We start from the raw sequence: 24,723 nt of genomic DNA on the forward strand, positions 1-24,723 counted from the left end.
GAGAATCCAAGGGGATTTGGCATGAAGAAGATTCTCACCTCGCTGGCCGTGCTCGGCTTTCTGGCGGCAGGCGTTGGAGTCGCCATGGCTCAGGAGGGACACGCCGAAGCCGCGCCGACGCATTTCCCGATCAACGAGCCGAAGGAAATGAGCTGGAGCTTCGCCGGCCCGTTCGGCACCTACGACAAGGCCCAGCTGCAGCGCGGCCTCAAGGTCTACAAGGAAGTCTGCTCGGCCTGCCACTCGATGAATCTGGTGGCGTTCCGCACGCTGGAAGGCCTCGGCTACTCGGATGCGCAGATCAAGACGCTTGCCGCCGAATACACCATCCATGACGGCCCGAACGATGCCGGCGACATGTTCGACCGCCCCGGCAAGCCGTCGGACCATTTCCCGGCACCGTTCCCGAATGAGCAGGCCGCTGCTGCCGCCAATGGCGGCGCCGCGCCGCCCGACATGTCGCTGCTCGCCAAGGCGCGCGGCGTCGAGCGCGGCTTCCCGCGCTTCATCTTCGACATCTTCACGCAATATGCGCAGGGCGGCCCGGACTACATCCATTCGCTCCTGACCGGCTACGACCAGACGCCGCCGGCCGGCATGGTGATCCCGGAAGGCACGCACTACAATCCGTACTTCCTGTCCGGCGTGTCGCTGAAGATGCCGAAGCCGCTCTCGGACGGCCAGGTGACCTATGACGACGGCTCGCCGCAGACGGTCGACCAGTATGCCCGCGACGTGTCGGCCTTCCTGATGTGGGCCGCCGAGCCTCACCTCGAGGAGCGCAAGAAGACCGGCTTCCGCGTGCTGGTGTTCCTGCTTCTGTTCGGCGCCCTGGTCTACATGACCAAGCGCAAGGTGTGGGCCGACGTGGCGCATTGAAGCGCCTGGCTTCCAGAAAAAAGCGTGGGCGCCGAAAGGCGCCCTTTTCTTTTCGGCCACTTGCCGGCAAAACTGTGCGGCAACGGATCAACCGCCATGAAATCCTCCCTCGAAGACACGCTGCTTGCGGCCATCCGGACCATTCCGGATTATCCCAAACCCGGCATCCTGTTTCGCGACATCACCACGCTGCTGAGTGACGCGCGCGCCTTTCGCCGCGCCATCGACGAGCTGGTGCATCCCTACGCGGGGCTGAAGATCGACAAGATCGCCGGCATCGAGGCGCGCGGCTTCATCCTGGGTGGCGCGGTAGCGCATCAGCTTTCGGCAGGGTTCGTGCCGATCCGCAAGAAGGGCAAGCTGCCCTTCGAAACGGTGCGCGTCGCCTACAGCCTGGAATACGGGCTGGACGAGATGGAGATGCACAAGGACGGTGTTTCGCAGGGCGAGAAGGTGATCGTGGTCGACGATCTGATCGCCACCGGCGGCACGGCGGAAGCGGCGGTGAAGCTGCTCAGGCAGATCGGCGCCGACATCGTCGCCGCCTGCTTCGTCATCGACCTGCCGGATCTCGGCGGGCGCCGGAAGCTGGAAGCGCTCGGCGTGCCGGTCAGGACGCTGATCGGCTTCGAGGGGCATTGAGCGGTCTTCCCCTTCTCCCCTTGTGGGAGAAGGTGTCGCCGAAGGCGACGGATGAGGGGTGTTCCAGGGAAAGCCAGCGTCTCACTCCGCTGGAACACCCCTCATCCGTCTCGGCGCTGCGCGCCGATCCACCTTCTCCCACAAGGGGAGAAGGAAGAGGCGCTACTCCACCTTCACCAGCACGGCGCTGTCGAACTCGATGACCTTGTCTCCGGTCGAATCGAAGCCCTCCGAGCGCAGCGTGAGCAGGCTCCAGCCGGGGCGCCCGGCAAGGGGACGGTGGGCAAGAGCCGTGCGGGTGAAGGTCACTGTCTCGCCGGCATAGACCGGTTTCAGCCATTTGAGGTTGCGGAAGCCGGGCGAGGGGCCGAATTCGGGCTGCGGACCGGGGCCGGTCCAGCGCACGCCCTCGGTCTCCATGCGCTTTTCGAGATTGTATTTCATCCAGGTGGCGGCGGTGTGCCAGCCGGAGGCGCAGAGACCGCCAAGCACGCTCTTCTTCGCCGACTCCTCGTCGACATGGAAGACCTGCGGATCGTATTTGCGGGCAAACGCCTTGATCTCTTCCGCGCCGAACTTATGCGAGCCGAGGGTGACGGTTTCGCCGATGAGGAAATACTCGTCCAGGGTCACGCGACGGCCTCGCGGGTCAGGAACATGCCGGTGTTCTCGAGCTCGAAGACGCATTCGCCGCGCTGATTGAAGAGCTCGCTGCGCATGCTGACGAGCCCGAGCAGAGGCCTCGATTTGGACCGGCGCTTGGACAGCACGGTGACCTTGCCGGTAAGCCGGTCGCCGGCCAGAACCGGCTTCTTCCATTTCACATGTTCGATGCCCGGCGAGCCTTGCGAGGTCGAATCGAGCAGGAAGGCGTCGCATAGCATGCGCATGAACATGGCGCAGGTGTGCCAGCCCGAAGCCGAAAGGCCGCCCAGGATGCTGGCCTTGCCGGCCTCCTCGTCGAGATGCATCGGCTGGGCATCGAATTCGCTGGCGAATTCGACGATCTCGGCCGCGCTCACATGCTTGCTGCCAAGGTCGAGCGAGGCGCCCTCGACGAAATCCTCATAGGCCCAGGTCTTTCCGGTCATGATGTCTTTCCGGTCATGTCGGCAATCCGGCTGACGAACGCGTGATCCCCAAGGTCGGGCATCCCGGATGAAGGCCCGAGCCAATTTGGTCAAGTCCTTTCTGGTGAGCCAGTTGTTCCGGCCGGCCGTGTCAGAGCCAGCCGCGCCGGCGGAAATACCAGAAGGGCAGGATCGCGGAGACCACCATCAGGCCGATGGCGAAGGGGTAGCCGAACTCCCATTTGAGCTCGGGGATGATGTCGAAATTCATGCCGTAGATCGAGGCTACCAGCGTCGGCGGCAGGAAGATGACGGCGGCGACCGAGAAGATCTTGATGATGGCGTTCTGCTCGATAGAGATCATGCCGAGCGTGGCATCGAGCAGGAAGGAGATCTTCTGCGACAGGAAGGTGGCGTGGTCGGCAAGCGACAGCACGTCGCGCGACAGAGTCTTGATGCGCGCCCGCACGTCCTTGCTCATCTTGGTCTGGGCCGCGACGTGGGCGAGAAAGCCGGCCAGACGCTGCAGCGAGATCAGGCTGTCGCGGACGGAGGAAGCAAGATCCTCCTTGCGGCCGATGCCTTTCAACAGCTCCTGGAAATCGCGGTTGCGCTTCGACGCCTTGGTCGAGCGCGCCTCGAAAATGTCGCGCGAGATCGCCTCGACATCGCGGCCGGCGCGCTCGAGGATGTCGGCGAGACGGTCGACGATCGCTTCCAGCAGGCCGATCAGGATGGTGTCGCCGCTGGTGCAGCCGGTCGCCACCTTTTCGGCGCGCAGCGGGAAGGTCTTGAAGGCCTTGGGCTCGTGATAGCGGATGGTGATCAGCCGGTTGCCGGCGAGCGCGAAGGTCACCGGCGACATCAGCGGCTCGTCGACCTCGGTCTGCGCCGGCAGCACGGCGGTCATGAAGTAGCCGCCGTCCTCGACATAGAGGCGGCTCGATATCTCGATCTCCTCCATCTCCTCGCGGGTCGGGATGGCAATGCCCAGCCAGCTCTCGATGGTGGCCTCTTCGTCCTTGGTCGGATTGAAGAGATCGGCCCAGACGACCCTGTCACCATCCGTGGTGAGATCGTCGGTGACGCGCAGGCGATCATTGTCCACGACGAAGGCCTTGATCATCGCCGGGTCTCCCTTGCTGGACCAAAGAGATTTCGTTCGAAGCGCCGTCAGGATGCAGGGGCTTCACGGCCGTCAGCACGGGCCGCTTAGCCCCGCTGCATCACAAGGTCAAGACAGGTGCCTCCGCAGGCCGGAGGGCATGGCCGACGCCAGCAACGGCGATATCACGTGTTGAACTTGAACAGCATGATGTCGCCGTCCTGGACGACATATTCCTTGCCTTCGTCGCGCGCCTTGCCCGCCTCCTTGGCCGCCGCTTCGCCGCCCAGCGTGACGAAGTCGTTGTAGGAAATCGTCTGGGCGCGGATGAAGCCACGTTCGAAATCGGTGTGGATGACGCCGGCCGCTTGCGGCGCCTTATCGCCTTTGTGGATCGTCCAGGCGCGCGTCTCCTTCGGCCCGACGGTGAAATAGGTGATCAGATGCAGGAGCTCGTAGCCAGCGCGGATCACCTTGTTGAGGCCCGGCTCGTCGAGACCGATCGAGGCAAGGAATTCCATTTCCTCCTCGTCGGAAAGCTGAGCGACTTCCGCCTCGATCGCCGCCGAGATCACCACCGTGCCGGCGCCCTGCGCGGCGGCCATTTTCTCCACCGCCCTGGTGTGCTCGTTGCCGGTCGCGGCATCGGCCTCGGCGACGTTGCAGACATAGAGAACGGGATGCGAGGTGAGCAGGTTCAGTCCCTGCAGGATGCGCAGATCATCGGCGCCGATGCCGTTGAGCAGGAAGCGCGTGGGCTTGCCGGCCTGCAGCAGCTCGAGCGCCGCTTCCATCATCGGCAGCACGGCCGTTGCTTCCTTGTCCTTGCCGGCGGCGCGCTTGCGGACCTGGACGATGCGGCGCTCGAGGCTTTCCAGGTCGGCGAGCATCAGCTCGGTCTCGACGGTCTCGGCGTCGGCAACCGGATCGATGCGGCCTTCGACATGGGTGATGTCGTCATCCTCGAAGCAGCGCAGCACGTGCACGATGGCGTCGACCTCGCGGATGTTGGCGAGGAACTGGTTGCCCAGCCCTTCGCCCTTGGAGGCGCCGCGCACCAGGCCGGCGATGTCGACGAAGGAGATGCGGGTCGGGATGATCTCCTTCGACTTGCCGATCGCGGCGATCTTCTGCAGGCGCGGGTCCGGCACCGCCACCTCGCCGGTGTTCGGCTCGATGGTGCAGAAAGGATAGTTGGCGGCCTGCGCGGCGGCCGTCCTGGTCAACGCGTTGAACAGCGTCGACTTGCCGACGTTGGGCAAGCCAACGATGCCACATTTGAAACCCATGTTCTTACGGTCCTATCGGGAATTCGAGATTTGGTGAGGGCTATGGGCGAAAGCAACGACGAACGTCAAGCCCCATGCCCCTGATCGTGACGGAGGCCAGAGCGCGTCGCGTTGAAACGGAGTCGGACGCTGCGCTTTAAATCCTTGTTTTGATGCAGTTCGCCCAAAACCGCTGCGCACTTTGGCCTTAGTCCTTGCCGAACAGCTTCTTCAGCATCGCGGCCATCGGTCCGCTTTCGGGAACCTTCGCCGGCGGCTGCTGCGGGCGGGCCTGGCGGATATGGCTCTGTTGTTTCGGCGCCTTGGGCGGCGGCCGGTCGTCGTCGCCGGTCGGCACGAGCTTGTCGCGCAGCGCCAGCGTGATGCGGTTCATGAAGGAGTTGTCGTCGCCCTTGGCCAGCAGGCCGGCGTCATCGGCGATCGCATCGAGCAACACGTCGAGCCATTCACGGTCGGCCTTGGCGAAATCGCCGAGCACATGGCCGTGCACCATCTCCTTGACGCCGGGATGGCCGACGCCGATGCGCACGCGGCGATAGGCATTGCCGACATGCTGGTCGAGCGAGCGGATGCCGTTGTGGCCGCCCGAGCCGCCGCCCACCTTGACCCTGACCTTGCCGGCGGCAAGGTCGATCTCGTCGTAGAAGACGGTGAGGGCGGATGGTTCGAGCTTATAGAAGCGCAGCGCCTCGCCGACCGACTGTCCGGACAGGTTCATGAAGGTCTGCGGCTTGATCAGCAGGATCTTCTCGCCGCCGAGCGTGCCTTCGGAGATCAGTCCCTGGAACTTCTTCGACCAGGGCGAAAAGGAATGGCGGCGGGCAATCGCGTCCGCCGCCATGAAGCCGACATTGTGCCGGTTGTTTTGATATTTCGCGCCCGGATTGCCGAGGCCTGCAAAGACAAGCATCGTCGCCTCCAGACGCGGAAGAGATTACTTCTCTTCGGCGGCAGGGGCCGCCGCTTCCGGCGCTTCCGCCTCGGCCGTCTCTTCCGTCTCCGGCTTCATCGCCGCGGAACCGGCAATGGTCGCGATGGTGAAGTCGCGATCGGAGATCACCGGCTTGACGCCGGCTGGCAGGGTAACCGCCGAAATGTGGATCGAGTCGCCGATTTCGGTGCCGGTGAGATCGACGGTGATGAAATCCGGGATCGCATTGGCCGGGCAGTGGAACTCGACTTCGTGACGCACGATGTTGAGCACGCCGCCGCGCTTGATGCCGGGCGACTTCTCTTCGTTGATGAAGTGGACGGGCACGTCGACATTGACCTCGGTGTCCTTGCCGATGCGCAGGAAGTCGACATGGACCGGGAAGTCCTTGACCGGATCGAGTTGGAAGTCCTTCGGCAGGACCTGAATCTTCTTGCCGTCGACATCGATCGTGGCGATCGTGGTCAGGAACCCGCCGCCGTGGATCTTGTAGAAGATGTCCTTGTAGTTGAGCGCAATCGCCAGGGGGGGCTGCTTGTCGCCGTAAATAACTGCAGGCACTTTGCCGTTGCGTCGAACCGTACGGGCGGACCCCTTACCGACCTGTTCGCGCGCTTCGGCCTTGAGCTCGTAAGTATCGTGGCTCATGGCATTTCCTTTCGCGTGTTGTGGAGCGTTCGCGGCGGGCCAGCCCATCCGTAAACGTCGAAAGCCGTCGCGGCCTTGCATGGTCGATCCAAACGCTTTTGGCTGTCCAAACGCTTCCGGGGATCATGCAGGCCTGGCCGGCCTTCCTCCGCGTTGCCTCCAAGGGTGTCTACGCGGGTGGCGGCTCTATAGCGGAAGGCGGCGAGGGGCGCAAGCCGTTGAGCGGCAAGCCTTGGCCGGAGCCGGCTTGGTCGGCAGAACATGGTCGACGCTCCGCCTGACGCAAAATCAGATCTGGCGGATTGCGCGGAGTCTTGTCTGCATCCGTAATGTAGCATCGGGCGGGTTTCAATCGTCCTTGGCAGGCAAGGACCTTTGGAGATCGATATGAAACTTCTGTTCAGCCGCAACCCCAATCCTCGCCTCGCGGTCGCGGTGGCGCGCTATCTCGAGGCGGAGATCGCCTTCGAATTCGCCTCGCCGACGGCGCCGGGGCAGGCCGAACGATATCGCGCGCTGAACCCCAATTTGACCTTGCCCATATTGGTCGGCCCGGGATGGAGCCTGTGGGAGGCCGACGCCATCGCCTGCCGGCTCTCGCGCGACATGCGTTCCGATTTCTGGCGCATCGGAGACGACGAGCCCGAGATGATCCGCTGGCTGAGCTGGGGCAAGGAGAACTTCACCAGGGCCTGCGACATGGTGCATTTTGAGCGCGGCACCAAGCAGCGTTGGAAACTGGGACCGATCGACGAGGCCTTGGTCGAAGAGGGGTTGAGGCAGTTCCACACGGCCGCAGCTCTCCTTGAGGCCGAGCTTTCCCAGCGCGAGTGGCTGGTCGGCAATTCGGTTTCCTATGCCGACTTCCGCATGGCGACGTTCCTCGCTTTCAACGATGTCGCAAGATTGCCGCTCGACGACTACCCGTCTATTCGCCGCTGGTATGGCCGGCTGCAGGCGATCGATGCTTGGCGCGATCCCTTCCAGGGACTGGAGGCGCCGCAACTGCCGCCGGTCGGGATTGAAGCCTGAGCCCGCATCCGCTGAACCAATCAACGGCGAAAGAACGCAAACTCAATCCCTCTGCCAGGCTCGTTTTGAAATCTTCTCGCTCATTTAATTCTATAAAATCGGTAGGCTTAATGAATAAACGCCGCGAGGAGAGCCGAGATGACGAAGAAGTTGGTGGTGGGGATATCCGGCAACCTGACCCGCCCGTCGAAAACCAAGGCGTTCGTCAGTCATATCGCCGGCGAGGTCGCCGGTCGGATCGGTGCGACGCCTGCAGTCTTCGACATTGAGGACCTTGGTCCATCGCTTCCTTGGGCACGACGCATCGGCGATCTCGATCCGGTGGCCCGGGCCGTCGTCGAACAGTTGACCGGCGCGGACGTGCTGGTGGCTGGGTCGCCGACCTTCAAGGGCAGTTATACGGGCCTTTTCAAGCACTTGTTCGACCTTCTCGATCCGTCTTCGCTGCGTGGGAAACCGGTCATCCTGGCGGCGACCGGCGGCGGAGAGCGTCACTCGCTGATCGTCGAACATCAGCTGCGGCCGCTGTTCGGCTTCTTCGAAGCGCTGACCATACCGACCGCGATCTACGCCTCCGACAAGGATTTTGCCGACGGCGTGCTCGTGTCGGAAGCGATCCATGCCCGCGCCCGGCAGGCCGTCGCCGAGGTCGTCAACGTCGTCGGCGCCACACGCAGCGTTGGCCTCGCCGCCTGACTCCGAAGCAATCGTTCGAACCGAAGGATCAGCCATGACCAGCCCCAGCAAGCTCAGACAGATCAAGCTCGGCGCCTTCCTGCCCGGCGGCGGCCAACATGTCGCGGCCTGGCGCCATCCGGACTCGCCGGCCGATGGCGCGACCAATTTCGAGTTCCACAGAAAGCTCGCGCTGACCGCCGAGCGCGGCCTGTTCGACGCCTATTTTCTTGCCGACAACCTGACGGTGGGCCTCGGCGCCCGCGAGGGCGGCAACGCCAAGATCGCCGGTTTCGAGCCGGTGACGCTGTTTGCGGCGCTGGCTCCGCTGACCACCCATCTCGGCTTCATCGCCACCGCTTCGACCACCTATGAGGAGCCTTACACGCTCGCCCGCAAATTCGCCTCGCTCGACCTTCTGTCGAACGGCCGCGCCGGCTGGAACGTCGTGACCTCTGCCGGCGACGATACGGCGCGCAACTTCAATCGCGACGTCCAGCCCAACCATGCGGAGCGCTATGCGCGGGCGCATGAGCATGTCGAGACGGTCAAGGCGCTGTGGGACAGCTGGGAAGACGACGCTTTCATCCGCGACAAGAAGACCGGCCGCTTCTACGACAAGGACAAGCTGCACGACATCGACCACAAGGGCGAGCATTTCAGCGTCAAGGGGCCGCTCAACGTGCCGCGTCCGGTGCAAGGGCATCCCGTGGTGGTGCAGGCCGGTCAGTCCGAGGATGGCCGCGGGCTCGCCGCGGCCTCGGCCGAAGTGATCTTCACCGCGCACCAGAACCTCGCCTCCGCGCAGGAATTTTATCGCGACATCAAGGCGCGCGTGGCGGCGGCCGGCCGCGATCCGGCACAGGTGCTGATCATGCCGGGCGTGGCGCCTTTCGTCGGCCGCACCGAAGCGGAAGCCCGCGCCAAATACCAGCAACTGAACGACCTGATCCTGCCGGAGGATGGGGTGGCGCTGCTCAACGCGCTTGCCGGCCAGACGCTCGATCTGCGGGATTATCCGCTCGACGGGCCGCTGCCGCCGAGCGGAGAAACTGAAGGCATGAAGAGCCGGCAGGCGCTGATCCGTCAGATCGCCGACGAGCACAATTTTACGATCCGCCAGCTTTATCAGTGGGTGGCGACCGCGCGTGGCCATTACACTGTCATCGGCAGCGCCACGCAGATCGCCGATCGACTGGAGGAATGGTTCACCAGCGAAGCCGCAGACGGCTTCAACATCCTGCCGCCATGGCTGCCAGGCGCGCTCGACGATTTCGTCGACCTGGTGATCCCTGAGCTGCAGCGGCGGGGCCTGTTCCGCACCGCCTATGAGGGCAGGACACTGCGCGAGAATCTCGGCCTCAGGCGGCCGGAGAACCCGTGGACGGCCGCGCGTTCGACCGTGCTCGCTGCCGAATGATCCCTCGAAGCGAGAGGCAAGACGATGACTTTGCAGCACATCGAACGACCAATCGGCATCGGCAGGCGTGACGGCGGCAACAGCTTCGGTACCGAGGCCCTGCGGCTGGCCGGCCGGACCTCGGCGCGGATTCTGTCGCGCTATGGCCTGCTTCTGGGCTTCCTGGCGCTTTGGCAGATGGCGGCAAGCAGCGGCTGGGTCAATGCGGCGGTGCTGCCGCCGATCGACGCGATCGTCGCCGCGCTCTGGAAGGGGCTTGCCGGCGGCAGCCTGCTCGGCGACATCGCCATCAGCCTGCAGCGCGCCGGCCTGGCCTTCGCGACGGCCGTCCTCGTCGCCATCCCGCTCGGCCTTGTCATGGGCCAGGTGCGGGCCGTGGAGACCGCGCTCGACCCTATCCTGCAACTGTTCCGCCAGACCTCGGCGCTGGCGCTCTATCCGGTGTTCATCCTGCTCCTGGGATTGGGCGAGGCCTCCAAAGTGTTCGTCATCTTCTGGGCGACGCTTTTTCCGCTGCTCCTCAACACCATCAGCGGCGTCAAGGAGGTCGACCCGAAGCTGCTTGAGATGGCGCGCGTCTATGGCGCCCGACGCTTGACTATTTTCCGCCGCGTCGTGCTGCCAGGCGCGGTGCCTTCGATCTTCGTCGGCTTGAGGCTCGGCGCCACCACCGCGCTGCTGCTGCTGATCGCCTCGGAAATGATCGGCGCCAACAAGGGCATCGGCTTCCAGGTGATGAACGCGCAGTACAACTTCCAGATTCCGCTGATGTTCGCGGCGATCGTCATTCTTGCGGCGCTTGGCCTGATCGCCAACCAGGCGCTGGTCAGCCTGCAGCGGCGACTCTGCCGCTGGAGCAGCACCGCCGGCTAAGCCGCCAATCTTTCACAGTCATCCCTGAAACCATGAAAGGCCGGACCATGACCATCACACGCCGTTCGCTTCTCCTGCGTGCCCCGCTTGCCGCCGGCATCATCGCCGCAGGCCTGCCTTCGATCGCCCGCTCGCAAGCCGCTTCCGTCAAGATACGCTACCTCGCAAGCCGCGGTGGCATTTCCCCGCACGAGCTCGCCGCCGAGCTCGGCTATTTCAAAGGTCTCGGCATCGAGCTCGAGAATGTCGGCTACGCCGCAGGCGGCCCGGAATCGCTGTTCGCGCTCGCCTCCGGCAGCGTCGACCTGGGTTCGGCCGCCACGCCGGCCGTGATCAACTCGATTGCCGGCGGCAACGACTTCGTCGCCGCCTATCCGAGCAACGGCATCGACAAGGAGGTCAAGAGCGTCTTCTATGTGCTGGAGGATAGCCCGATCAAATCGATCGCGGATATCGCGGGCAAGACGATCTCGGTCAATACGCTCGGCGCCCATCTCGACTATACGGTGCGCGAGGCGCTGCGGGGCGTTGGCCTGCCGCCGGATGCCGCCAAGCTGGTCGTGGTGCCGGGGCCGCAGCTCGAGCAGACCTTGCGCTCGCGCCAGGTCGATGTCGCGGGTCTCGGCTACTGGCAGACGACCTTCGCCGGCCAACTGGTCAGCAATGGCGGCGTGCGCGGCGTCTTCAACGACACCGACGTGCTCGGCGAGATCGCCGGCGGTTTCGTCGTGCTGCGGCGCGATTTCATCGCCGCCAAGCCCGACGCTGCCCGCAACTTCGTAGAGCAGTCCGCACGCGCCGCCGACTGGTCGCGGCAGAACCCGGACGAGGCGCGCAAGCTGCTCGCCGGCGTCCTCGACAAACGCGGCGAGAATGGCGAGCTGGCGCGCTACTGGACCGGCTTCGGCCTGCGCGAAAAAGCGGCGGTCACCGACCGCGACGTCGACTTCTGGGTAGGCGTCCTCGAACGCGACGGCCGGTTGCCGAAAGGCAAGCTCAAGGCCGCCGATATCCTCTACCGTCCCGGCGAGACCAAGACCAACTGAGCATGGAGGCGCAAGCCATGGCGACGCCACGCAGCGGCGAGGTCACGATACGCGACCTGTCGAAATCCTTCAGCCTCGGCGGGCGCCAGCTCGCCGTGCTGCGCTCGCTCAACCTCGACATCCGCCCCGGCGAATGCCTGGTGATCGTCGGCGCCAGCGGATCGGGCAAGACGACGCTGCTGCGCATTCTCGCCGGGCTGGAGAAGGCCGATGGCGGCGCCGTCGCCATCGACGGGAGAGAGATCGAGGGCGTCGGCGAGGAGCGGGCGGTGATCTTCCAGGAGCCGCGCCTGCTGCCTTGGCTCACCGTACTCGGCAATGTCGCCTTCGGCCTCGAGGTGCGCGGCGTGCCCAAAGCGGAGGCCGAGAAGCGGGCGCGCTTCTACATCGCGCTGGTTGGCCTTGCCGAATTCAGCGATGCCTATCCGAGGCAGCTCTCGGGCGGCATGGCGCAGCGCGTCGGCATCGCCAGGGCGCTGACGGTGCAGCCGGAGATCCTGCTGCTCGACGAGCCGCTCGGGGCCCTCGACGCCATGACCAAGATCTCCATGCAGGAGGAACTGGCGCGCATCTGGAGCGAGGAGAACGTCACCATGGTCGTGGTCACCCATGACCTGGAGGAGGCGATCTATCTCGCCGACAGGGTGCTGATCCTGCCCAAGGAGAAGGGTGGCGCGGCAAGGCTGATCGACGTCGACCTGCCACGACCGCGCGAGCGCAGCGAAAGCCGCTTCGTGCGCTACCGCGAGGAGCTGCTGCGCGAGTTCGGCCTGCATTAAGGAATAGTGCGCAAGCTTCAGCCGCCGCCGGCCAGGTCACTGTTCAGCGCATCCCGAAGCGCCTGAACCCGCCGGTTCAGAGCGTCGAGCTCGGCCAGCGTCATGCCCGAGCGCTCGATCAGGGTCTCGTTGAGGCAATTGCACCGGACCAACAGAGCGCGTCCGGCAGGGGTCAGGTCGACCTGCACCTGGCGTTCGTCGGTCTGGCTGCGCTGCCGGGTGACCAGACCAGCCTGCTCCATCCGCTTCACCAGGGGCGTGATCGTGCTCGATTCCAGGGCCAGTCGGTGCGCGATGCTGCCCACCGACATGCCATCCGCCTCGCCAAGCGCGTTCAGCACCAGATATTGCGGATAGGTGATCCCCATTTCGTCCAGCATAGGCTTGTAGGTACGATTGATTGTCATGCTGGTGGCGTAAAGCGTGAAACAGAGCTGATTGTCCAAGGGGAGTGGCACGACGCGTTCCTTTTGCCGGCTGAGCGATAAATGTGTACCACGAAAAATGTTATCGTGATACATATTTTTGTGGACAAGCGAGCTCGACCAGATTAGGCATATTTTTATCGCGATATTGTTTATCGCGAAAATTATAGGAGATGGAGATGACTGAAGCTTCGCATGCAAAGGCCGGCTCGGGCAGCGGCACGATCACCACCAAGGACGGAACGCAAATCTACTACAAGGATTGGGGAACCGGTCAGCCGATCGTCTTCCATCATGGCTGGCCGTTGAGCAGCGACGACTGGGATGCCCAGATGCTGTTCTTCCTGTCGAAAGGCTACCGCGTCATCGCGCATGACCGCCGCGGCCACGGCCGTTCGACCCAGACCGACACCGGCAACGAGATGGACACCTATGCCGCAGATGTGGCGGCACTTGTCGAGCATCTCGGCCTCAAGGACGCCATCCATGTCGGGCATTCGACCGGCGGCGGCGAGGTGGCGCGCTATGTCGCCCAATACGGTTCCGGCGGCCGCGTCGCCAAGGCCGTGCTGATCGGTGCGGTGCCGCCTATCATGCTCAAGACCGATGCCAATCCCGGCGGCCTGCCGATCGAGGTGTTCGATGGCTTCCGCTCCGCCCAGGCGGCCAACCGCGCCCAATTCTTCCGCGACGTTCCGGCCGGTCCGTTCTACGGCTTCAATCGCCCGGGCGCCGTGGTGTCGCAAGGGATCATCGACAATTGGTGGCGCCAGGGCATGATGGGCGGTACCAAGGCGCACTACGACTGCATCAAGGCTTTCTCGGAAACCGACTTCACCGAGGACCTGAAGGCAATCGACGTGCCGGTGCTGGTCATGCACGGCGATGACGACCAGATCGTGCCGATCGCGGATTCGGCGCTGCTTGCGATCAAGCTGCTCAAGAAGGGCGAGCTCAAGATCTACAAGGGTTTCCCGCACGGCATGGCGACGACCCATGCGGACGTCATCAACGCCGACCTGCTGGCCTTCTTCAAGGCCTAGAATCGTCCAGTTGGATAGACGCGGCACCCGCCGTCAGGCGGGTGCTTTGACTCCGGGTTCTTCGCGGGCCGTGGCCGGCATCACGCCTTCCGGGCTTCCCTCATGTTCGGCAGGAACACCGTCAGCAGGCCGAGGAAGGGCAGGTAGGAGCAGATCTGGTAGACGAAGTCGATGCCCTTCATGTCGGCAATGACGCCGAGCACGGCGGCGGCGATGCCGCCCATGCCGAAGGCGAAGCCGAAGAAGATGCCGGCGATCATGCCGACGCGTCCCGGCACCAGTTCCTGCGCGAAGACGACGATGTTGGAGAAGGCCGACGACAGGATAAGGCCGATCAGCACGGTGAGCACCATCGTCCATTCCAGGTTGGCGTAGGGGAGCGCCAGCGTGAACGGCAGCACGCCGACGATCGAGAACCAGATCATCGCCTTCTGGCCGTAGCGGTCGCCGAAGGGGCCGCCGAGCAGGATACCCAGCGCCGAGGCGCCGAGGAACAGGAACAGCATCACTTGGCTCATCTGCACCGAAACGCCGAACTTATGGATGGCGTAGAAGGTGTAGTAGCTGGAGAGCGAGGCGATATAGGCGTTCTTGCTCAGCACCAGCAGCGTCAGCACCGCCAGCGCTCCCATCACCTTCCTGCGCGGGAAGGGCGAGACGTGGGCCGCTTGCTTGCGGGCGGCCATCGAGGCGCGCAGCCGGCTGTACCAGCCGCCGACCTGCCACAAAACGACAATGCCGATTAGCGAGCCGACGGCGAACCAGGAAATGCTGGTCTGGCCGAATGGCACGACGATGAAGGCGGCGAGCAGCGGTCCCATCGCCTGGCCGAAATTGCCGCCGACCTGGAACAGCGACTGCGCCAGGCCGAAGCGGCCGCCGGAGGCGAAGCGGGCGATGCGCGAGGATTCCGGGTGGAAGATCGCCGAGCCGATGCCGATCAGCGAGGCGCCGATCAGGAGCAGCCAGTAATGGCCGGCATGCGCAAGCACCACCAGCCCGACCAGCGACGAGGCCATGCCCCAAGGCAAGGAATAAGGCATGGGCCGCTTGTCGGTGATCATGCCGATCACCGGCTGCAGCAGCGAGGCCGTCACCTGGAAGGTGAAGGTCAAAAGTCCGATCTGCCAGAAATCGAGACCGTAATTGTCCTTGAGCAGCGGGTAGATGGCCGAAAGCAGCGACTGCATGATGTCGTTGACGCAGTGGCAGAAGCTCACCGCGAGAATGACGGTGAAGGCCGTCGCTTGCGCCGAGGGGTGGCTGGCCGCCGCTGGGGCAGCGACGGCGGTGGCGGTCGTATCGGTCAAGGCAATGCTCCGTGGTCTTTTTGGCGGCGAACCGCAGGCAGTCTGATAGGACGCTTGCCTTATAATCGGCTTGAATGGCGACTTCTTTCGTGGTTTGGTCCAATAGTTTCGCAAGTGGGCCACATTCGATGCCGCATGGTCGGGAAATCTTCAGGGGCGACGCCGCCGAGCTCGGCCGGCTGCACGAAAGCCGCTGGCAATGGCTGGAGCAGGCGGTCGGGCCTGCGGTCGCGCTGCCGACCGAATATCCCGACGGCTACCACGTGCCGCGGCACCGCCACAGCCGCAGCCAATTGCTGCATGCGCTGGTCGGCGTGGTGCTGGTGACGACCAGGCACGGGCGCTGGATGGTGCCGCCCGACCATGCGATGTGGATACCGGCCGGCATCGAACACTCGGTCGAGATGCTGGGCGATGTCTCGATGCGCTCGGTCTATGTTATGCTGGATGCCATTCCCGGCCTGCCTGGGGGCTTGCGCGTCGTCGGCATCACCGAACTGATGCACAGCCTGATCGTGGAATCGGAGAAGCTGCCGCAGGGCGGCGAGCTCGAAGGGCGAGCGGGGCTGATCATGGGGCTCCTGCTGCACGAGATCCCGAACCTGCCGGAGCGGCCGCTCGGCTTGCCTTTCCCGTCGGACCCGAAGCTCGCGGCTCTCTGCCGGCGCTTCGTGGCGGCGCCCTCGCCGCATGCGACGATCGACGAATGGGCGGATGCCGCTGGCATGAGCCGGCGCTCCTTCACCCGCGCCTTCCATCGCCAGACCGGGCTGTCGCTTTCCACATGGCGCCAGCAGGCCTGTCTGTTCGCCGCGCTGCCCCGGTTGGCCGACGGCGAGCCGATCACCAGGGTGGCGCTCGACCTCGGCTACGACAGCGTGCCGGCCTTCATCACCATGTTCAAGCGCATGTTAGGCGCCTCGCCACGCGGCTATATGCGCGGCGCGCGCGAGGCGGGCGAAGGCAGCAGGCGGCTTGCCGGTTTGACCCAGGCCAGCAGCGCCGCGGTTTAGTCGAAAAGGCTGGAGACCGATTCCTCGGTCGCCGTGCGCGAGATCGCTTCGCCCATCAGGTCGGCGATAGAAATGACGCGGATGTTGGGCGCATCGAGCACGGCCTGGCTCGGCTGGATGGAATCGGTGATCACCAGTTCCTGCAGCTTCGAGCCGGCGATGCGGGTCACCGCGCCGCCCGAGAGCACGCCATGGGTGATGTAGGCGGTGACGCTGGTGGCGCCGTTGTTGAGAAGCGCCTCGGCCGCATTGCAGAGCGTGCCGCCCGAATCGACGATGTCGTCGATCAACAGGCAGTCCTTGCCGGCGACGGCGCCGATGATGTTCATGACCTCGGATTCGCCGGGGCGCTCACGACGCTTGTCGACGATGGCGAGCTGCGCGTCGAAGCGCTTGGCCAGCGCGCGCGCCCGGACCACGCCGCCGATGTCGGGCGACACGACGACGACGTTGCCGAGCTGCTTGTATTTCGCCTTCACGTCGCGGGCCATCACCGGCACCGAGAACAGGTTGTCGGTCGGGATGTCGAAGAAGCCCTGGATCTGACCGGCGTGGAGGTCGAGCGTCAGCACACGGTCGGCGCCCGCGCGGGTGATCATGTTGGCGACGAGCTTGGCAGAGATGGGCGTGCGGCCGGAGGCGCGGCGATCCTGCCTGGCATAGCCGAAATAGGGGATGACCGCCGTGATGCGCCGGGCGGAGGAGCGCATGAAGGCATCCATCATGATGAGAAGTTCCATCAGATGGTCGTTGGTCGGGAAAGAAGTGGACTGCAGGATGAAGACATCTTCGCCGCGCACGTTCTCCTGGATCTCGACGAAGATTTCCTGATCGGCGAAGCGCCTGACGCTGGCCTTCCCCAGCGGAATGTTGAGATAGCGAGCGACCGCCTCGGCCAGCACCCTGTTGGAATTGCCCGCGAAAAGCTTCATGCACCGTTCCTGGTGAAGGATGGAGAGACCCGACAGACTCTCATGAGCCTTTTAAGCGGGCTTTTAGCGGCCCGCGCCGGTATTGCAAGCCTCGTGATCGGGAATCCTTCGAGAAGGTGCAACAAAGGCCGATTGCATCGCAAGCCGGCAACAGATCCGTTGGGCCGGTTTCAACGCGTGGCGGAATCACCGACTCGCTCCAGCTATCTGCTTCGACGTGGACGGAAAATCGTTGCACGGTTGTCGTGGAGTTGCTCTAGCCGGCGCCACCGCTGCCGAGCCAGGCGGTGAACTGGTCGATCGTCTGATCGGCGATCGCCTGCATGACCGAGGGCGCGACCGCCGGCCAGCCTTCGCCGCTGCCGACCGATGGTGCCTTCTGCTGGCCGTTGATGCGATGCAGGCGGTTGCCCGACGGATCGTAGACGTCCCAGACATAGATGACGGTGGTGTCCTTGCCTTCCGACATCGTCGAAAAATAGCCTTTCAGCACGTGCGTCGCCGTCTGGTCGGTGCTGCCGACCAGCGTCACGCCGCGCTGCCTGGCGCGCGCCTGCAGTTCCGCCGTCAAGGGTGCCGCGGCCTCCACGGAGGCGCCGACGATCGGCGCCACCTGCAGCCGGGTCTTGGCGATTGCGGCGGTCTGAGCCGGCGTGGCGGGCGTCGAAGCCGCCGCCGTTGTCGTGGGGGCAGGCGCGGTCGTGGTCGGGGAGGTGGTGGCCGACATGCCCTGGGTGGCCGGCAAGGCCTGAGCCGAATTCGCCGGCGGCTTGACGGCAGAAGGATCGAGGACGTCCTTGGCGTTGGTGCAAGCGCCAAGCGCCAGCGCCGCAAGCAATGACACGGTCGTCATCCGCGATCGTCTCATTTGCCCGAAAACTCCCTGGCGGCGACGCCCCCGCGTGAACCAACCATTATGGATTCACTGTACGATCAAGTCGAGATCATGGCGGGAGAGCGGCTTCGGCGCCGATTCCGTGGTGAGGTAGGTGCGGCCGAGCGTCATCGCCGTCTCGGTCTCCGAATCCATGATGATCATGTGGGCGAACAGCGTCATGTTGGGCGCGATCGGCTCCGGATTGCCCTGGTAGAACATCGGCATATCCATCCATGACGGCGTGAAGCGGGCGCCGACCGAGTAGCCGCAGGCATTCAGCCGGTGCTTGGTCAGACCATGCGCTTCGAGCGTGCGGGCATGCGCATCGAAGACATCGCCGAAAGTGTTGCCCGGCGTCATCGCCTTCTCGACCGCAAGCAGCGCGGCGCGGGCGGCATCGAACAGTTCCTGGTGGCGCTTCGAGACCTTGCCGGTCAACGCGGTGCGCATCATCGGGGCGTGGTAGTGATGAAAGACGCCCGCCCATTCGAGCGTCAGCTGGTCGTTCTTGGTAAGCTTGCGGCGTCCGGCCTTGTAGCGGCAGAGCAAGGCATCAGCACCCGAGCCGATGATGAATTCGTTGGCGGGATAATCGCCGCCGCCGGCAAAGATCGCACCCTGCATTGCGGCCAGGATAAGTCCCTCGTCGCCGCCCTGCTTGATCAGCGGCAAGGCGGCATCCAGCGCATCGTCGGAAAGGTTCGCGGCTTTCTCGGCCTTCGCGATCTCGGCAGGGCTCTTGAAGAGGCGCAGCCGGCCGACGATGCCGGAAGCATCGGCGATCTGGCCGAAGGTCTGCAACTGCTCATCGACGCGGCGGCCGTTGTAGGCGGTCAGGCCATGCGTGTCGTATTCGACGCCGATGCGGGCGCCGAGCAGATCGAGGTCATTGAGCAGGTTGCGCAGGTCGATCGCCGGATTGGCGCCGTCGCGATCGGTCCACAGCACGATGTTGTCGATGGTCGAGGTATGGCGCGCTTGCCTCAGATCGGCCGAACGGGTGAGCAGCACCATCGAGCCATCGGCCTTCACCACCAGGCATTGGAAGAAGCAAAAGCCGAATGTGTCGTAGCCGGTCAGCCAGTACATGCTCTCCTGCGCGAACAGAAGCACGGCGTCGAGCTTCTTTTCGGCCATCTCGATCAGCAGCCGGTCACGCCGAGCGTCGAATTCCGAACGTTCGAAATGCAGCGCCATTACTCTTTCTCCAGAACGATTGCCGAAACCTGGCGCCCGTAATCCGCTTCCTTGCGGTGGGTGGTGCGCCGATAGGAATAGAAGAGGTCTTCTTCCTCGTAAGTGCAGCGGCCGAGGCCCTCGGCGGTCACGCCGGCGTTTCGCAGCCGGTCGACCGTATATTGGTTGAGGTCGAACATCGAGTGGTCGGGATTCACCGACGGCCGGAAATAGCGTTGATTGCCGGCATCGGCTTCGACGAAGCGGGCGACGAATTCGGGCCCGACCTCGTAATTGTCGGGACCGATGGAGGGACCGAGCACGGCGACAATGCGGTCGCGGCGGGCGCCGAGACCTTCCATCGCGGCAACGGTGTTTTCGAGCACGCCGGTGAAGGCGCCTTTCCAACCGGCATGGGCGGCGCCGATGACGCGGGCCTCGGCATCGGCGAACAGGACCGGTCCGCAATCGGCGGTCGAGGCGCCGACGGCAATGCCAGGCTGGTCGGTGACGATGGCGTCGGCCTTGGGGCGAGGGCTTGCGAAAGGCTCCCGGGCAATGACGACGTCGGGGGAGTGGACCTGGTGCGCGGTGAGCAGATGGTCCGCCGGCACCCCCATCCAGTCGGCGACACGGCGGCGGTTCTCGGCGACAAGCGCCTGGTCGTCGCTAGAGCCGGTGCCGATGTTGAGGCCCCGGTAGATGCCGCCGGAGACGCCGCCGATACGGGTGAAATAGCCGTGGCGTATGCCTCGCGCCTTATCGAGCAGAGGCGAACGTACTGGATCGGGTCTGGTCTGATTCAGCATGGATGGGTTTGTTGTCCGCGTGGGCGCTTTCGTCAAGGTGAAGTTCGGTAGGGGAAGTTCGGCAAGGGGCGGAGCTCGGGCAAGTGGCGGGACCAGCTTGCACGGGTTGTCGGCCGATGTCAGCCGGTTTTCGCGGCCGGCCGGATCTTCATCACCTTGAACAGTTCGCCCATCGCATCGGGACCGGCGAGGCGTTCGACCGCGTCGGAAATCGCCCGCCGCGCGCCGTCATCGGCCTTGGCGCCCAGCGCGCCGGCGCGCTCGAGCAAGCCCATGCCGAGCAGGAATTCGCTCTGCGTGGTCAGTTCCACCTCTAGGCCGTGGGCACGGGCGCTTGCGGCCAACGCCGCGAAGTCGACATGGGCGGTGAGATCGGCCTCGCCGGGATTGGCCAGCACGTCTTCGTGATCGTGCCTGCGCAGAGCTTGCAAAGTGTCGCCGATGCCGGGCTCAAGGTGACCATAGTCGATGAACAGCCCGGCGCCGCCATGGCCGGCGATGCGCTCGGCAATCGCCGACATCAGCGCCGAGCGGGCCGGCGCCACTTCGACGATCGCGCCTTGCGGCGAGTCTGCCGCGCCAGCCGGCAGCAAGGCTGGGTCGACAGAGCCAGCGCCGGCAAAGAAGTGGAGATTGTCGGCATCGTCGAGGCCGACCATCCGCTCGCGCCAGCCTGCGCCGACATAGACGAACTGGCGGATCGGCACTGCGTCGAACAGCTCGTTGCCGACGATGAAGAGCGGCTGCCGCTGCAGCGTGTCGATGGTCTGGTGCCAGCTCAGGGCCGCACTCTGGCCGGCAAGCGTTTCTTTCTGGATTTCGGTCAGGCGTGGACTGGTCTCGATCATGGCGAAGGACGCGCCGGCGGCAAACGCCGGGTCGAGCCGCGACCAGGTGCGCAGCATGTCCTTCATCAGCGTGCCGCGTCCGGGGCCGATTTCAGCGAAGGTCACGGGGAGTGGTCGGCCGGCGCCCTGCCAGGCCTGGTAGAGCCAGACGGCGACAAGCTCGCCGAACATCTGGCTGATCTCCGGCGCGGTGACGAAATCGCCGGCGGCGCCGAAGGGCTCGCGCGTCGTATAATAACCGTGCTCGGGATCGAACAGGCAGAGCGCCATATACTCGCTGACCGGGATCGGCCCCACGGCACCGATCAAGCCGACGATACGCTCCTTCAGCCGGGTCATGCCGGCTGCGCTTGCGTCATCGGCCTTGCGGTGGCCATGGCCCAGATGCCGGCAAGCACCATCGGCGAGGACAGGATCATGCCCATGGTCAGCCAGTTGGTGCCGAGCAGGTAGCCAAGCTGCTGGTCGGGCTCGCGGAAAAACTCGACGAAGATGCGCGACAGCCCGTAGCCGCAGATGAAGGCGCCGCCGACGAAGCGTGGCGTCCCGAGTTTCAGCCGCGAATGGGTGAGGAAGCGCAGCACCAGGAAGAGCACAAGGCCTTCGAGCAGCGCCTCATAGATTTGGCTTGGATGCCGGGTGAACGGACCGCCATTTGGGAATTCGATCGCCCAGGGAACATCCGTGGGCCTGCCCCAGAGCTCCGAATTGATGAAATTGGCCACGCGCACCAATCCGAGGCCGACCGGCACGCCGGCCGCGACGACGTCGAACAGAGTCCAGGTGTGGATGCCGCGCTTCAGCGAAAACCAGGTCATGGCGAGGATGACGCCGAGCAGGCCGCCATGGAACGACATGCCGCCCTGCCAGACGGCGAAGATATCGAGCGGATGCGCGATATAGCGCGGCAGGTCGTAGAAGAGGACATAGCCGGTGCGCCCGCCGAGCACCACGCCGATCGCCGCCCAGACGATGAAGTCGTCGAGGTCCTCTGGCTTCATCGGCAGCTTGCGGTCCGGCCAAAGGCTGGCGTTGGTGACGAGGCGCCTGGCGTACCACCAGGCGAAGAGAATGCCGACGATGTAGCCGACGCCATACCAATGCACCGCCAGCGGCCCGATATTTACGATGACCGGATCGATGTTGGGGAAGGGCAGGGAGGCCAGCGGCAGCAGGAAATATTCGCTCAAACGGGGTCTCCCGGGCACGGTCGCATTTCGGCGCGGACCATGCGGCAGGGTTTTGGCGGGGTCAAGGCAAGGCTTCGCTTGCATTCCGTGCCGCGCGCCACTACGTCAAAATCAACAAGCGAGGATTTGCCATGTCGACCGGAACGAACCGCATTCTCGATGAATTCGCCAAGCTGATGACGGATGCCGCGGGGGCCGCCCAGGGCGTTCGGCGCGAGATGGAGACAGCCTTCCGCAGCCAGGCCGAGCGGCTGCTCAACTCGATGGACGTGGTGCAGCGCGAGGAGTTCGAGGCCGCGCGCGAGATGGCCGTCAAGGCCAGGGAAGACAACATCCAGCTTGCCTCGCGCGTCGAAGCGCTCGAGGCGAAGATCGCCGAATTGACCGGGCAGGCCGCACCGGCGGCTGCGCCGAAGCCCAGATCAAAAAAATAATCGTAAACTTTTCCACAAAGCGCGATCCGAAAAATCGCTTTGCCGTGAATCGCTTACCGGCGTTGCATGAATCTTTTTGACAGCGCCTTTCCACATGCGAATGACGCGGTGCGAAAAATTGGGCTGTTCACGCGACTCCCGATCAATAGACTGAATTTGTTGCATGATTCGGAGCAGGGTCATGCGCCGGGCGGTGGGGTCCGGTTGGGGTCTTTGCGTATGGAAAGCCCTGGCCGTCCGAGTTCTAGACAAGATTGTTCGTTGTGCGTGCCCTCTCTCGCGGAGCGTGTGGCGCTCTCAGAACGACAGGAAGCATTCATGGAACTCCTCGAACTCGAATTCTCCCGCGAAATCCACCCGGTGGATGTCATCGAGCAGGTGGCCCACAACAACGACTGGTCCTTCGAACGTGCCGGCGACGACGAGATTTCGATTTCGGTGACCGGAAGCTGGACCGACTATCACGTCTCGTTCTCCTGGATGGAGGATTTCGAGGCGCTGCATCTGGCCTGCGCCTTCGACATCAAGGTGCCGGAAACGCGCGCGCTGGAAGTGATGCGGCTGTTGTCGCTCATCAACGAACAGATGCTGTTCGGCCATTTCGACCTTTGGGAGCAGGAGGGCGCGATCATGTTCCGGCAGTCGCTGCTGCTTGCCGGCGGGGTCGAGCCTTCGAGCCAGCAGGTCGAGGTGCTGCTGTCCTCGGCGCTCGAAGCCTGCGAATGCTATTTCCAGGCCTTCCAGTTCGTGGTCTGGTCGGGTACATCGGCCAAGGACGCGCTGTCCAGCGTCCTCTTCGAGACCCATGGAAACGCCTGAGCGAAGCCAATACCGCCGATGAGTTCCAGCAGCGAGCGCAAGCCCGAGATCAGCTTTGCCGATTTCGACCGCGTCGACATCCGTGCCGGCACGATTATCGAGGCCGAGCATTTTCCGGAGGCGCGCAAGCCGGCGATCAAGCTGAAGATCGACTTCGGTCCGGCCATCGGGGTGAAGAAGTCATCGGCGCAGATCACCAAATATTATAAGCCGGAGACGCTGATCGGCCGGCAGGTTTTCGCGGTGGTGAACTTTCCGCCGCGCCAGATCGGCCCGTTCATGTCGGAAGTGCTGACGCTGGGCTTTCCGGATGAAGAGGGCGCCGTGGTGCTCGGCGCCATCGAGCGCAAGGTGCCGGACGGCGGGCGGTTATTCTAGGACAAGCCTGGGCCGGCCTGACGTCGCCACGTCCTGATCGGCGCGCTTGCGCGGCAATCCCAGCGCTTCCTCGACCACGTCGAGGAACATTTCCGCACAGGCCTTCCAGCTGTAGCGCATGGCGCGCTGGCGCGCTTCCGGGCGGTCGATCTGAAGCGCCTTGAGCGCGGCCTCGCCCAGATCCTCCGACACGGCGCCGCCGACGCCGTCACCAACGATATCGATCGGTCCCGTCACAGGATAGGCGGCCACCGGCGTGCCGCTGGCCAAAGCCTCGATAATGACGTTGCCGAAGGTGTCGGTTCGGCTTGGAAAGACGAAGACGTCGGCGGATGCGTAGATTTCCGCCAGTTCGTCGTTCGGGCGATGACCGAGGAAATGCGCGTTCGGATAGCGGGCCTTGAGCTTTGCCAGTTCGGGCCCCTCGCCGACGATCACCTTGCTGCCCGGCAAGTCGAGATCGAGGAAGGCGGTCAGATTCTTTTCGATCGCGACGCGGCCGACGCAGAGGAAGACGGGGCGGGGGAAGCTCGTCTCCTTGCGCTTGTCCGGCCGGAAATGATCGGTGTCGACGCCGCGCGTCCAGGGCCTCAGCTTGTTGAAGCCGCGTGAGGCAAGGTCGTCCGCAAGCGACTGGGTGGCGACTAGCGTGCCCTGTCCGGAATTGTGGAAGTCGCGCAGCCAGTTATAGGCCCAGCTCTCCGGCACCGGCAGGCGGGCGCTGAGATATTCGGGAAAACGCGTGTGGTAGCTGGAGGTGAAGGGGCGCCCGGCCTTGCGACAGTAACGGCGCGCCATGATGCCGAGCGGACCTTCGGTGACGATGTGGATATGGTCGGCCTTGCGCGCATCGATCAGGCGCGCGACATGACCGGGCGTCGTCAATGCGAGGCGGATGTCCGGATAGGTCGGCAGCGGCAAGGTGCGGAAGATGTTCGGCGTCAGGAAATCGACCTGGACATCGAAGGATTTCAGCGTTTCGGTAAGCCGCTCCAGCGTGTGGACCACGCCATTGACCTGCGGCCGCCATGCATCGGTGACCATCAGGATTCGCATGACGATCCCTTGGAAAGGTTTTTG

General features: G+C 64.3%; 28 protein-coding genes. 13 read left to right on the top strand and 15 right to left on the bottom strand.

Going from position 1 to position 24,723, the window contains the following annotated elements; all coding sequences use genetic code 11:
• The first annotated feature begins 21 nt into the window (after positions 1-21).
• Both QAZ47_RS12980 and QAZ47_RS12985 read left to right on the top strand, forming a co-directional pair.
• Positions 22-879 carry a cytochrome c1 gene (locus QAZ47_RS12980; protein ID WP_278233499.1) on the top strand — a complete coding sequence of 286 codons (858 nt, stop codon included), beginning with the start codon at positions 22-24 and terminating at the stop codon, positions 877-879.
• A gap of 96 nt (positions 880-975) precedes the next feature.
• Complete coding sequence (locus tag QAZ47_RS12985) at positions 976-1,521, top strand: adenine phosphoribosyltransferase (RefSeq protein WP_278233500.1); 546 nt, start codon at positions 976-978, stop codon at positions 1,519-1,521.
• A gap of 162 nt (positions 1,522-1,683) precedes the next feature.
• On the opposite strand, the gene QAZ47_RS12990 is transcribed toward QAZ47_RS12985, so the two are convergent.
• From QAZ47_RS12990 to QAZ47_RS13015, 6 genes are all read right to left on the bottom strand, one after another.
• Entirely contained in the window at positions 1,684-2,154 is a 471-nt protein-coding gene (locus QAZ47_RS12990; RefSeq protein ID WP_278233501.1) for a MaoC family dehydratase, read from the bottom strand.
• Positions 2,151-2,612 carry a MaoC family dehydratase gene (locus QAZ47_RS12995; RefSeq protein WP_278233502.1) on the bottom strand — a complete coding sequence of 154 codons (462 nt, stop codon included), beginning with the start codon at positions 2,610-2,612 and terminating at the stop codon, positions 2,151-2,153. The genes QAZ47_RS12990 and QAZ47_RS12995 overlap by 4 nt, the downstream gene beginning before the upstream one ends.
• Before the next feature lie 130 nt (positions 2,613-2,742).
• Positions 2,743-3,717 carry a magnesium/cobalt transporter CorA gene (corA, locus tag QAZ47_RS13000; protein ID WP_278233503.1) on the bottom strand — a complete coding sequence of 325 codons (975 nt, stop codon included), beginning with the start codon at positions 3,715-3,717 and terminating at the stop codon, positions 2,743-2,745.
• Between the two features lie 164 nt (positions 3,718-3,881).
• A complete protein-coding gene (gene ychF / locus QAZ47_RS13005; RefSeq protein WP_278233504.1) occupies positions 3,882-4,985 on the bottom strand; it encodes a redox-regulated ATPase YchF in 1,104 nt (367 codons plus the stop codon).
• Between the two features lie 187 nt (positions 4,986-5,172).
• Positions 5,173-5,895, bottom strand: coding sequence for an aminoacyl-tRNA hydrolase (gene pth, locus QAZ47_RS13010; RefSeq protein ID WP_278233505.1), 723 nt, complete (start codon positions 5,893-5,895; stop codon positions 5,173-5,175).
• A 24-nt stretch (positions 5,896-5,919) separates the two neighbouring features.
• Entirely contained in the window at positions 5,920-6,564 is a 645-nt protein-coding gene (locus tag QAZ47_RS13015; protein WP_278233506.1) for a 50S ribosomal protein L25/general stress protein Ctc, read from the bottom strand.
• A 387-nt stretch (positions 6,565-6,951) separates the two neighbouring features.
• On the opposite strand from QAZ47_RS13015, the gene QAZ47_RS13020 reads away from it, so the two are divergent.
• The 6 genes from QAZ47_RS13020 to QAZ47_RS13045 all read left to right on the top strand — a co-directional run bounded on the left by QAZ47_RS13020 (position 6,952) and on the right by QAZ47_RS13045 (position 12,389).
• A complete protein-coding gene (locus QAZ47_RS13020; RefSeq protein WP_278233507.1) occupies positions 6,952-7,596 on the top strand; it encodes a glutathione S-transferase family protein in 645 nt (214 codons plus the stop codon).
• Positions 7,597-7,734: 138 nt separating this feature from the next.
• Positions 7,735-8,292, top strand: a complete 558-nt coding sequence (gene msuE / locus QAZ47_RS13025) for an FMN reductase (protein ID WP_278233508.1) — start codon at positions 7,735-7,737, stop codon at positions 8,290-8,292.
• 34 nt (positions 8,293-8,326) lie between these two features.
• Positions 8,327-9,691 carry an LLM class flavin-dependent oxidoreductase gene (locus QAZ47_RS13030; protein ID WP_278233509.1) on the top strand — a complete coding sequence of 455 codons (1,365 nt, stop codon included), beginning with the start codon at positions 8,327-8,329 and terminating at the stop codon, positions 9,689-9,691.
• A 24-nt stretch (positions 9,692-9,715) separates the two neighbouring features.
• A complete protein-coding gene (locus tag QAZ47_RS13035) occupies positions 9,716-10,564 on the top strand; it encodes an ABC transporter permease (protein ID WP_278233510.1) in 849 nt (282 codons plus the stop codon).
• 47 nt (positions 10,565-10,611) lie between these two features.
• Entirely contained in the window at positions 10,612-11,610 is a 999-nt protein-coding gene (locus tag QAZ47_RS13040; protein WP_278233511.1) for an ABC transporter substrate-binding protein, read from the top strand.
• Positions 11,611-11,627: 17 nt separating this feature from the next.
• Positions 11,628-12,389: an ABC transporter ATP-binding protein gene (locus tag QAZ47_RS13045; RefSeq protein WP_278233512.1), complete on the top strand. Its 762-nt coding sequence runs from the start codon at positions 11,628-11,630 to the stop codon at positions 12,387-12,389.
• A gap of 17 nt (positions 12,390-12,406) precedes the next feature.
• Here the strand turns inward: QAZ47_RS13045 and QAZ47_RS13050 are convergent, their stop codons facing one another.
• Positions 12,407-12,847, bottom strand: a complete 441-nt coding sequence (locus QAZ47_RS13050) for a MarR family transcriptional regulator (protein ID WP_278207832.1) — start codon at positions 12,845-12,847, stop codon at positions 12,407-12,409.
• Positions 12,848-12,993: 146 nt separating this feature from the next.
• On the opposite strand from QAZ47_RS13050, the gene QAZ47_RS13055 reads away from it, so the two are divergent.
• Positions 12,994-13,857 carry an alpha/beta hydrolase gene (locus tag QAZ47_RS13055; protein ID WP_278207167.1) on the top strand — a complete coding sequence of 288 codons (864 nt, stop codon included), beginning with the start codon at positions 12,994-12,996 and terminating at the stop codon, positions 13,855-13,857.
• A gap of 80 nt (positions 13,858-13,937) precedes the next feature.
• Here QAZ47_RS13055 and QAZ47_RS13060 read toward each other — a convergent pair whose 3' ends face one another.
• Positions 13,938-15,167 carry an MFS transporter gene (locus QAZ47_RS13060; RefSeq protein ID WP_278233513.1) on the bottom strand — a complete coding sequence of 410 codons (1,230 nt, stop codon included), beginning with the start codon at positions 15,165-15,167 and terminating at the stop codon, positions 13,938-13,940.
• 128 nt (positions 15,168-15,295) lie between these two features.
• On the opposite strand from QAZ47_RS13060, the gene QAZ47_RS13065 reads away from it, so the two are divergent.
• A complete protein-coding gene (locus QAZ47_RS13065; RefSeq protein ID WP_278233514.1) occupies positions 15,296-16,180 on the top strand; it encodes a helix-turn-helix transcriptional regulator in 885 nt (294 codons plus the stop codon).
• Here the strand turns inward: QAZ47_RS13065 and QAZ47_RS13070 are convergent.
• From QAZ47_RS13070 to lgt, 6 genes are all read right to left on the bottom strand, one after another.
• Positions 16,177-17,112: a ribose-phosphate pyrophosphokinase gene (locus QAZ47_RS13070; protein WP_278074952.1), complete on the bottom strand. Its 936-nt coding sequence runs from the start codon at positions 17,110-17,112 to the stop codon at positions 16,177-16,179. The genes QAZ47_RS13065 and QAZ47_RS13070 overlap by 4 nt on opposite strands.
• Before the next feature lie 256 nt (positions 17,113-17,368).
• Positions 17,369-17,980 (bottom strand): hypothetical protein, encoded by a 612-nt coding sequence (locus tag QAZ47_RS13075; RefSeq protein ID WP_278233515.1) that lies wholly within the window; start codon positions 17,978-17,980, stop codon positions 17,369-17,371.
• A gap of 54 nt (positions 17,981-18,034) precedes the next feature.
• Positions 18,035-19,186 (bottom strand): Xaa-Pro peptidase family protein, encoded by a 1,152-nt coding sequence (locus QAZ47_RS13080; RefSeq protein WP_278233516.1) that lies wholly within the window; start codon positions 19,184-19,186, stop codon positions 18,035-18,037.
• Complete coding sequence (gene pgeF / locus QAZ47_RS13085) at positions 19,186-19,974, bottom strand: peptidoglycan editing factor PgeF (RefSeq protein ID WP_278233517.1); 789 nt, start codon at positions 19,972-19,974, stop codon at positions 19,186-19,188. Before pgeF ends, QAZ47_RS13080 begins: the two co-directional genes overlap by 1 nt.
• A gap of 119 nt (positions 19,975-20,093) precedes the next feature.
• Positions 20,094-21,161: a class I SAM-dependent methyltransferase gene (locus tag QAZ47_RS13090; protein WP_278233518.1), complete on the bottom strand. Its 1,068-nt coding sequence runs from the start codon at positions 21,159-21,161 to the stop codon at positions 20,094-20,096.
• Entirely contained in the window at positions 21,158-22,012 is an 855-nt protein-coding gene (gene lgt, locus QAZ47_RS13095; protein WP_278233519.1) for a prolipoprotein diacylglyceryl transferase, read from the bottom strand. The genes QAZ47_RS13090 and lgt overlap by 4 nt, the downstream gene beginning before the upstream one ends.
• 131 nt (positions 22,013-22,143) lie before the next feature.
• Between lgt and QAZ47_RS13100 the strand changes: the two genes are divergently transcribed.
• From QAZ47_RS13100 to QAZ47_RS13110, 3 genes are all read left to right on the top strand, one after another.
• Complete coding sequence (locus tag QAZ47_RS13100; protein ID WP_278074946.1) at positions 22,144-22,446, top strand: accessory factor UbiK family protein; 303 nt, start codon at positions 22,144-22,146, stop codon at positions 22,444-22,446.
• Between the two features lie 318 nt (positions 22,447-22,764).
• Positions 22,765-23,265, top strand: a complete 501-nt coding sequence (locus tag QAZ47_RS13105; protein ID WP_040970944.1) for a YbjN domain-containing protein — start codon at positions 22,765-22,767, stop codon at positions 23,263-23,265.
• Between the two features lie 18 nt (positions 23,266-23,283).
• Positions 23,284-23,643, top strand: coding sequence for a tRNA-binding protein (locus tag QAZ47_RS13110; RefSeq protein ID WP_278233520.1), 360 nt, complete (start codon positions 23,284-23,286; stop codon positions 23,641-23,643).
• Here the strand turns inward: QAZ47_RS13110 and QAZ47_RS13115 are convergent.
• Positions 23,635-24,699: a glycosyltransferase family 1 protein gene (locus tag QAZ47_RS13115; RefSeq protein WP_278233521.1), complete on the bottom strand. Its 1,065-nt coding sequence runs from the start codon at positions 24,697-24,699 to the stop codon at positions 23,635-23,637. The two genes, QAZ47_RS13110 and QAZ47_RS13115, sit on opposite strands and share 9 nt — an antisense overlap.
• Positions 24,700-24,723: the final 24 nt, after the last annotated feature.

This window comes from Mesorhizobium sp. WSM4904 (assembly GCF_029674545.1).
GTDB lineage: Bacteria > Pseudomonadota > Alphaproteobacteria > Rhizobiales > Rhizobiaceae > Mesorhizobium.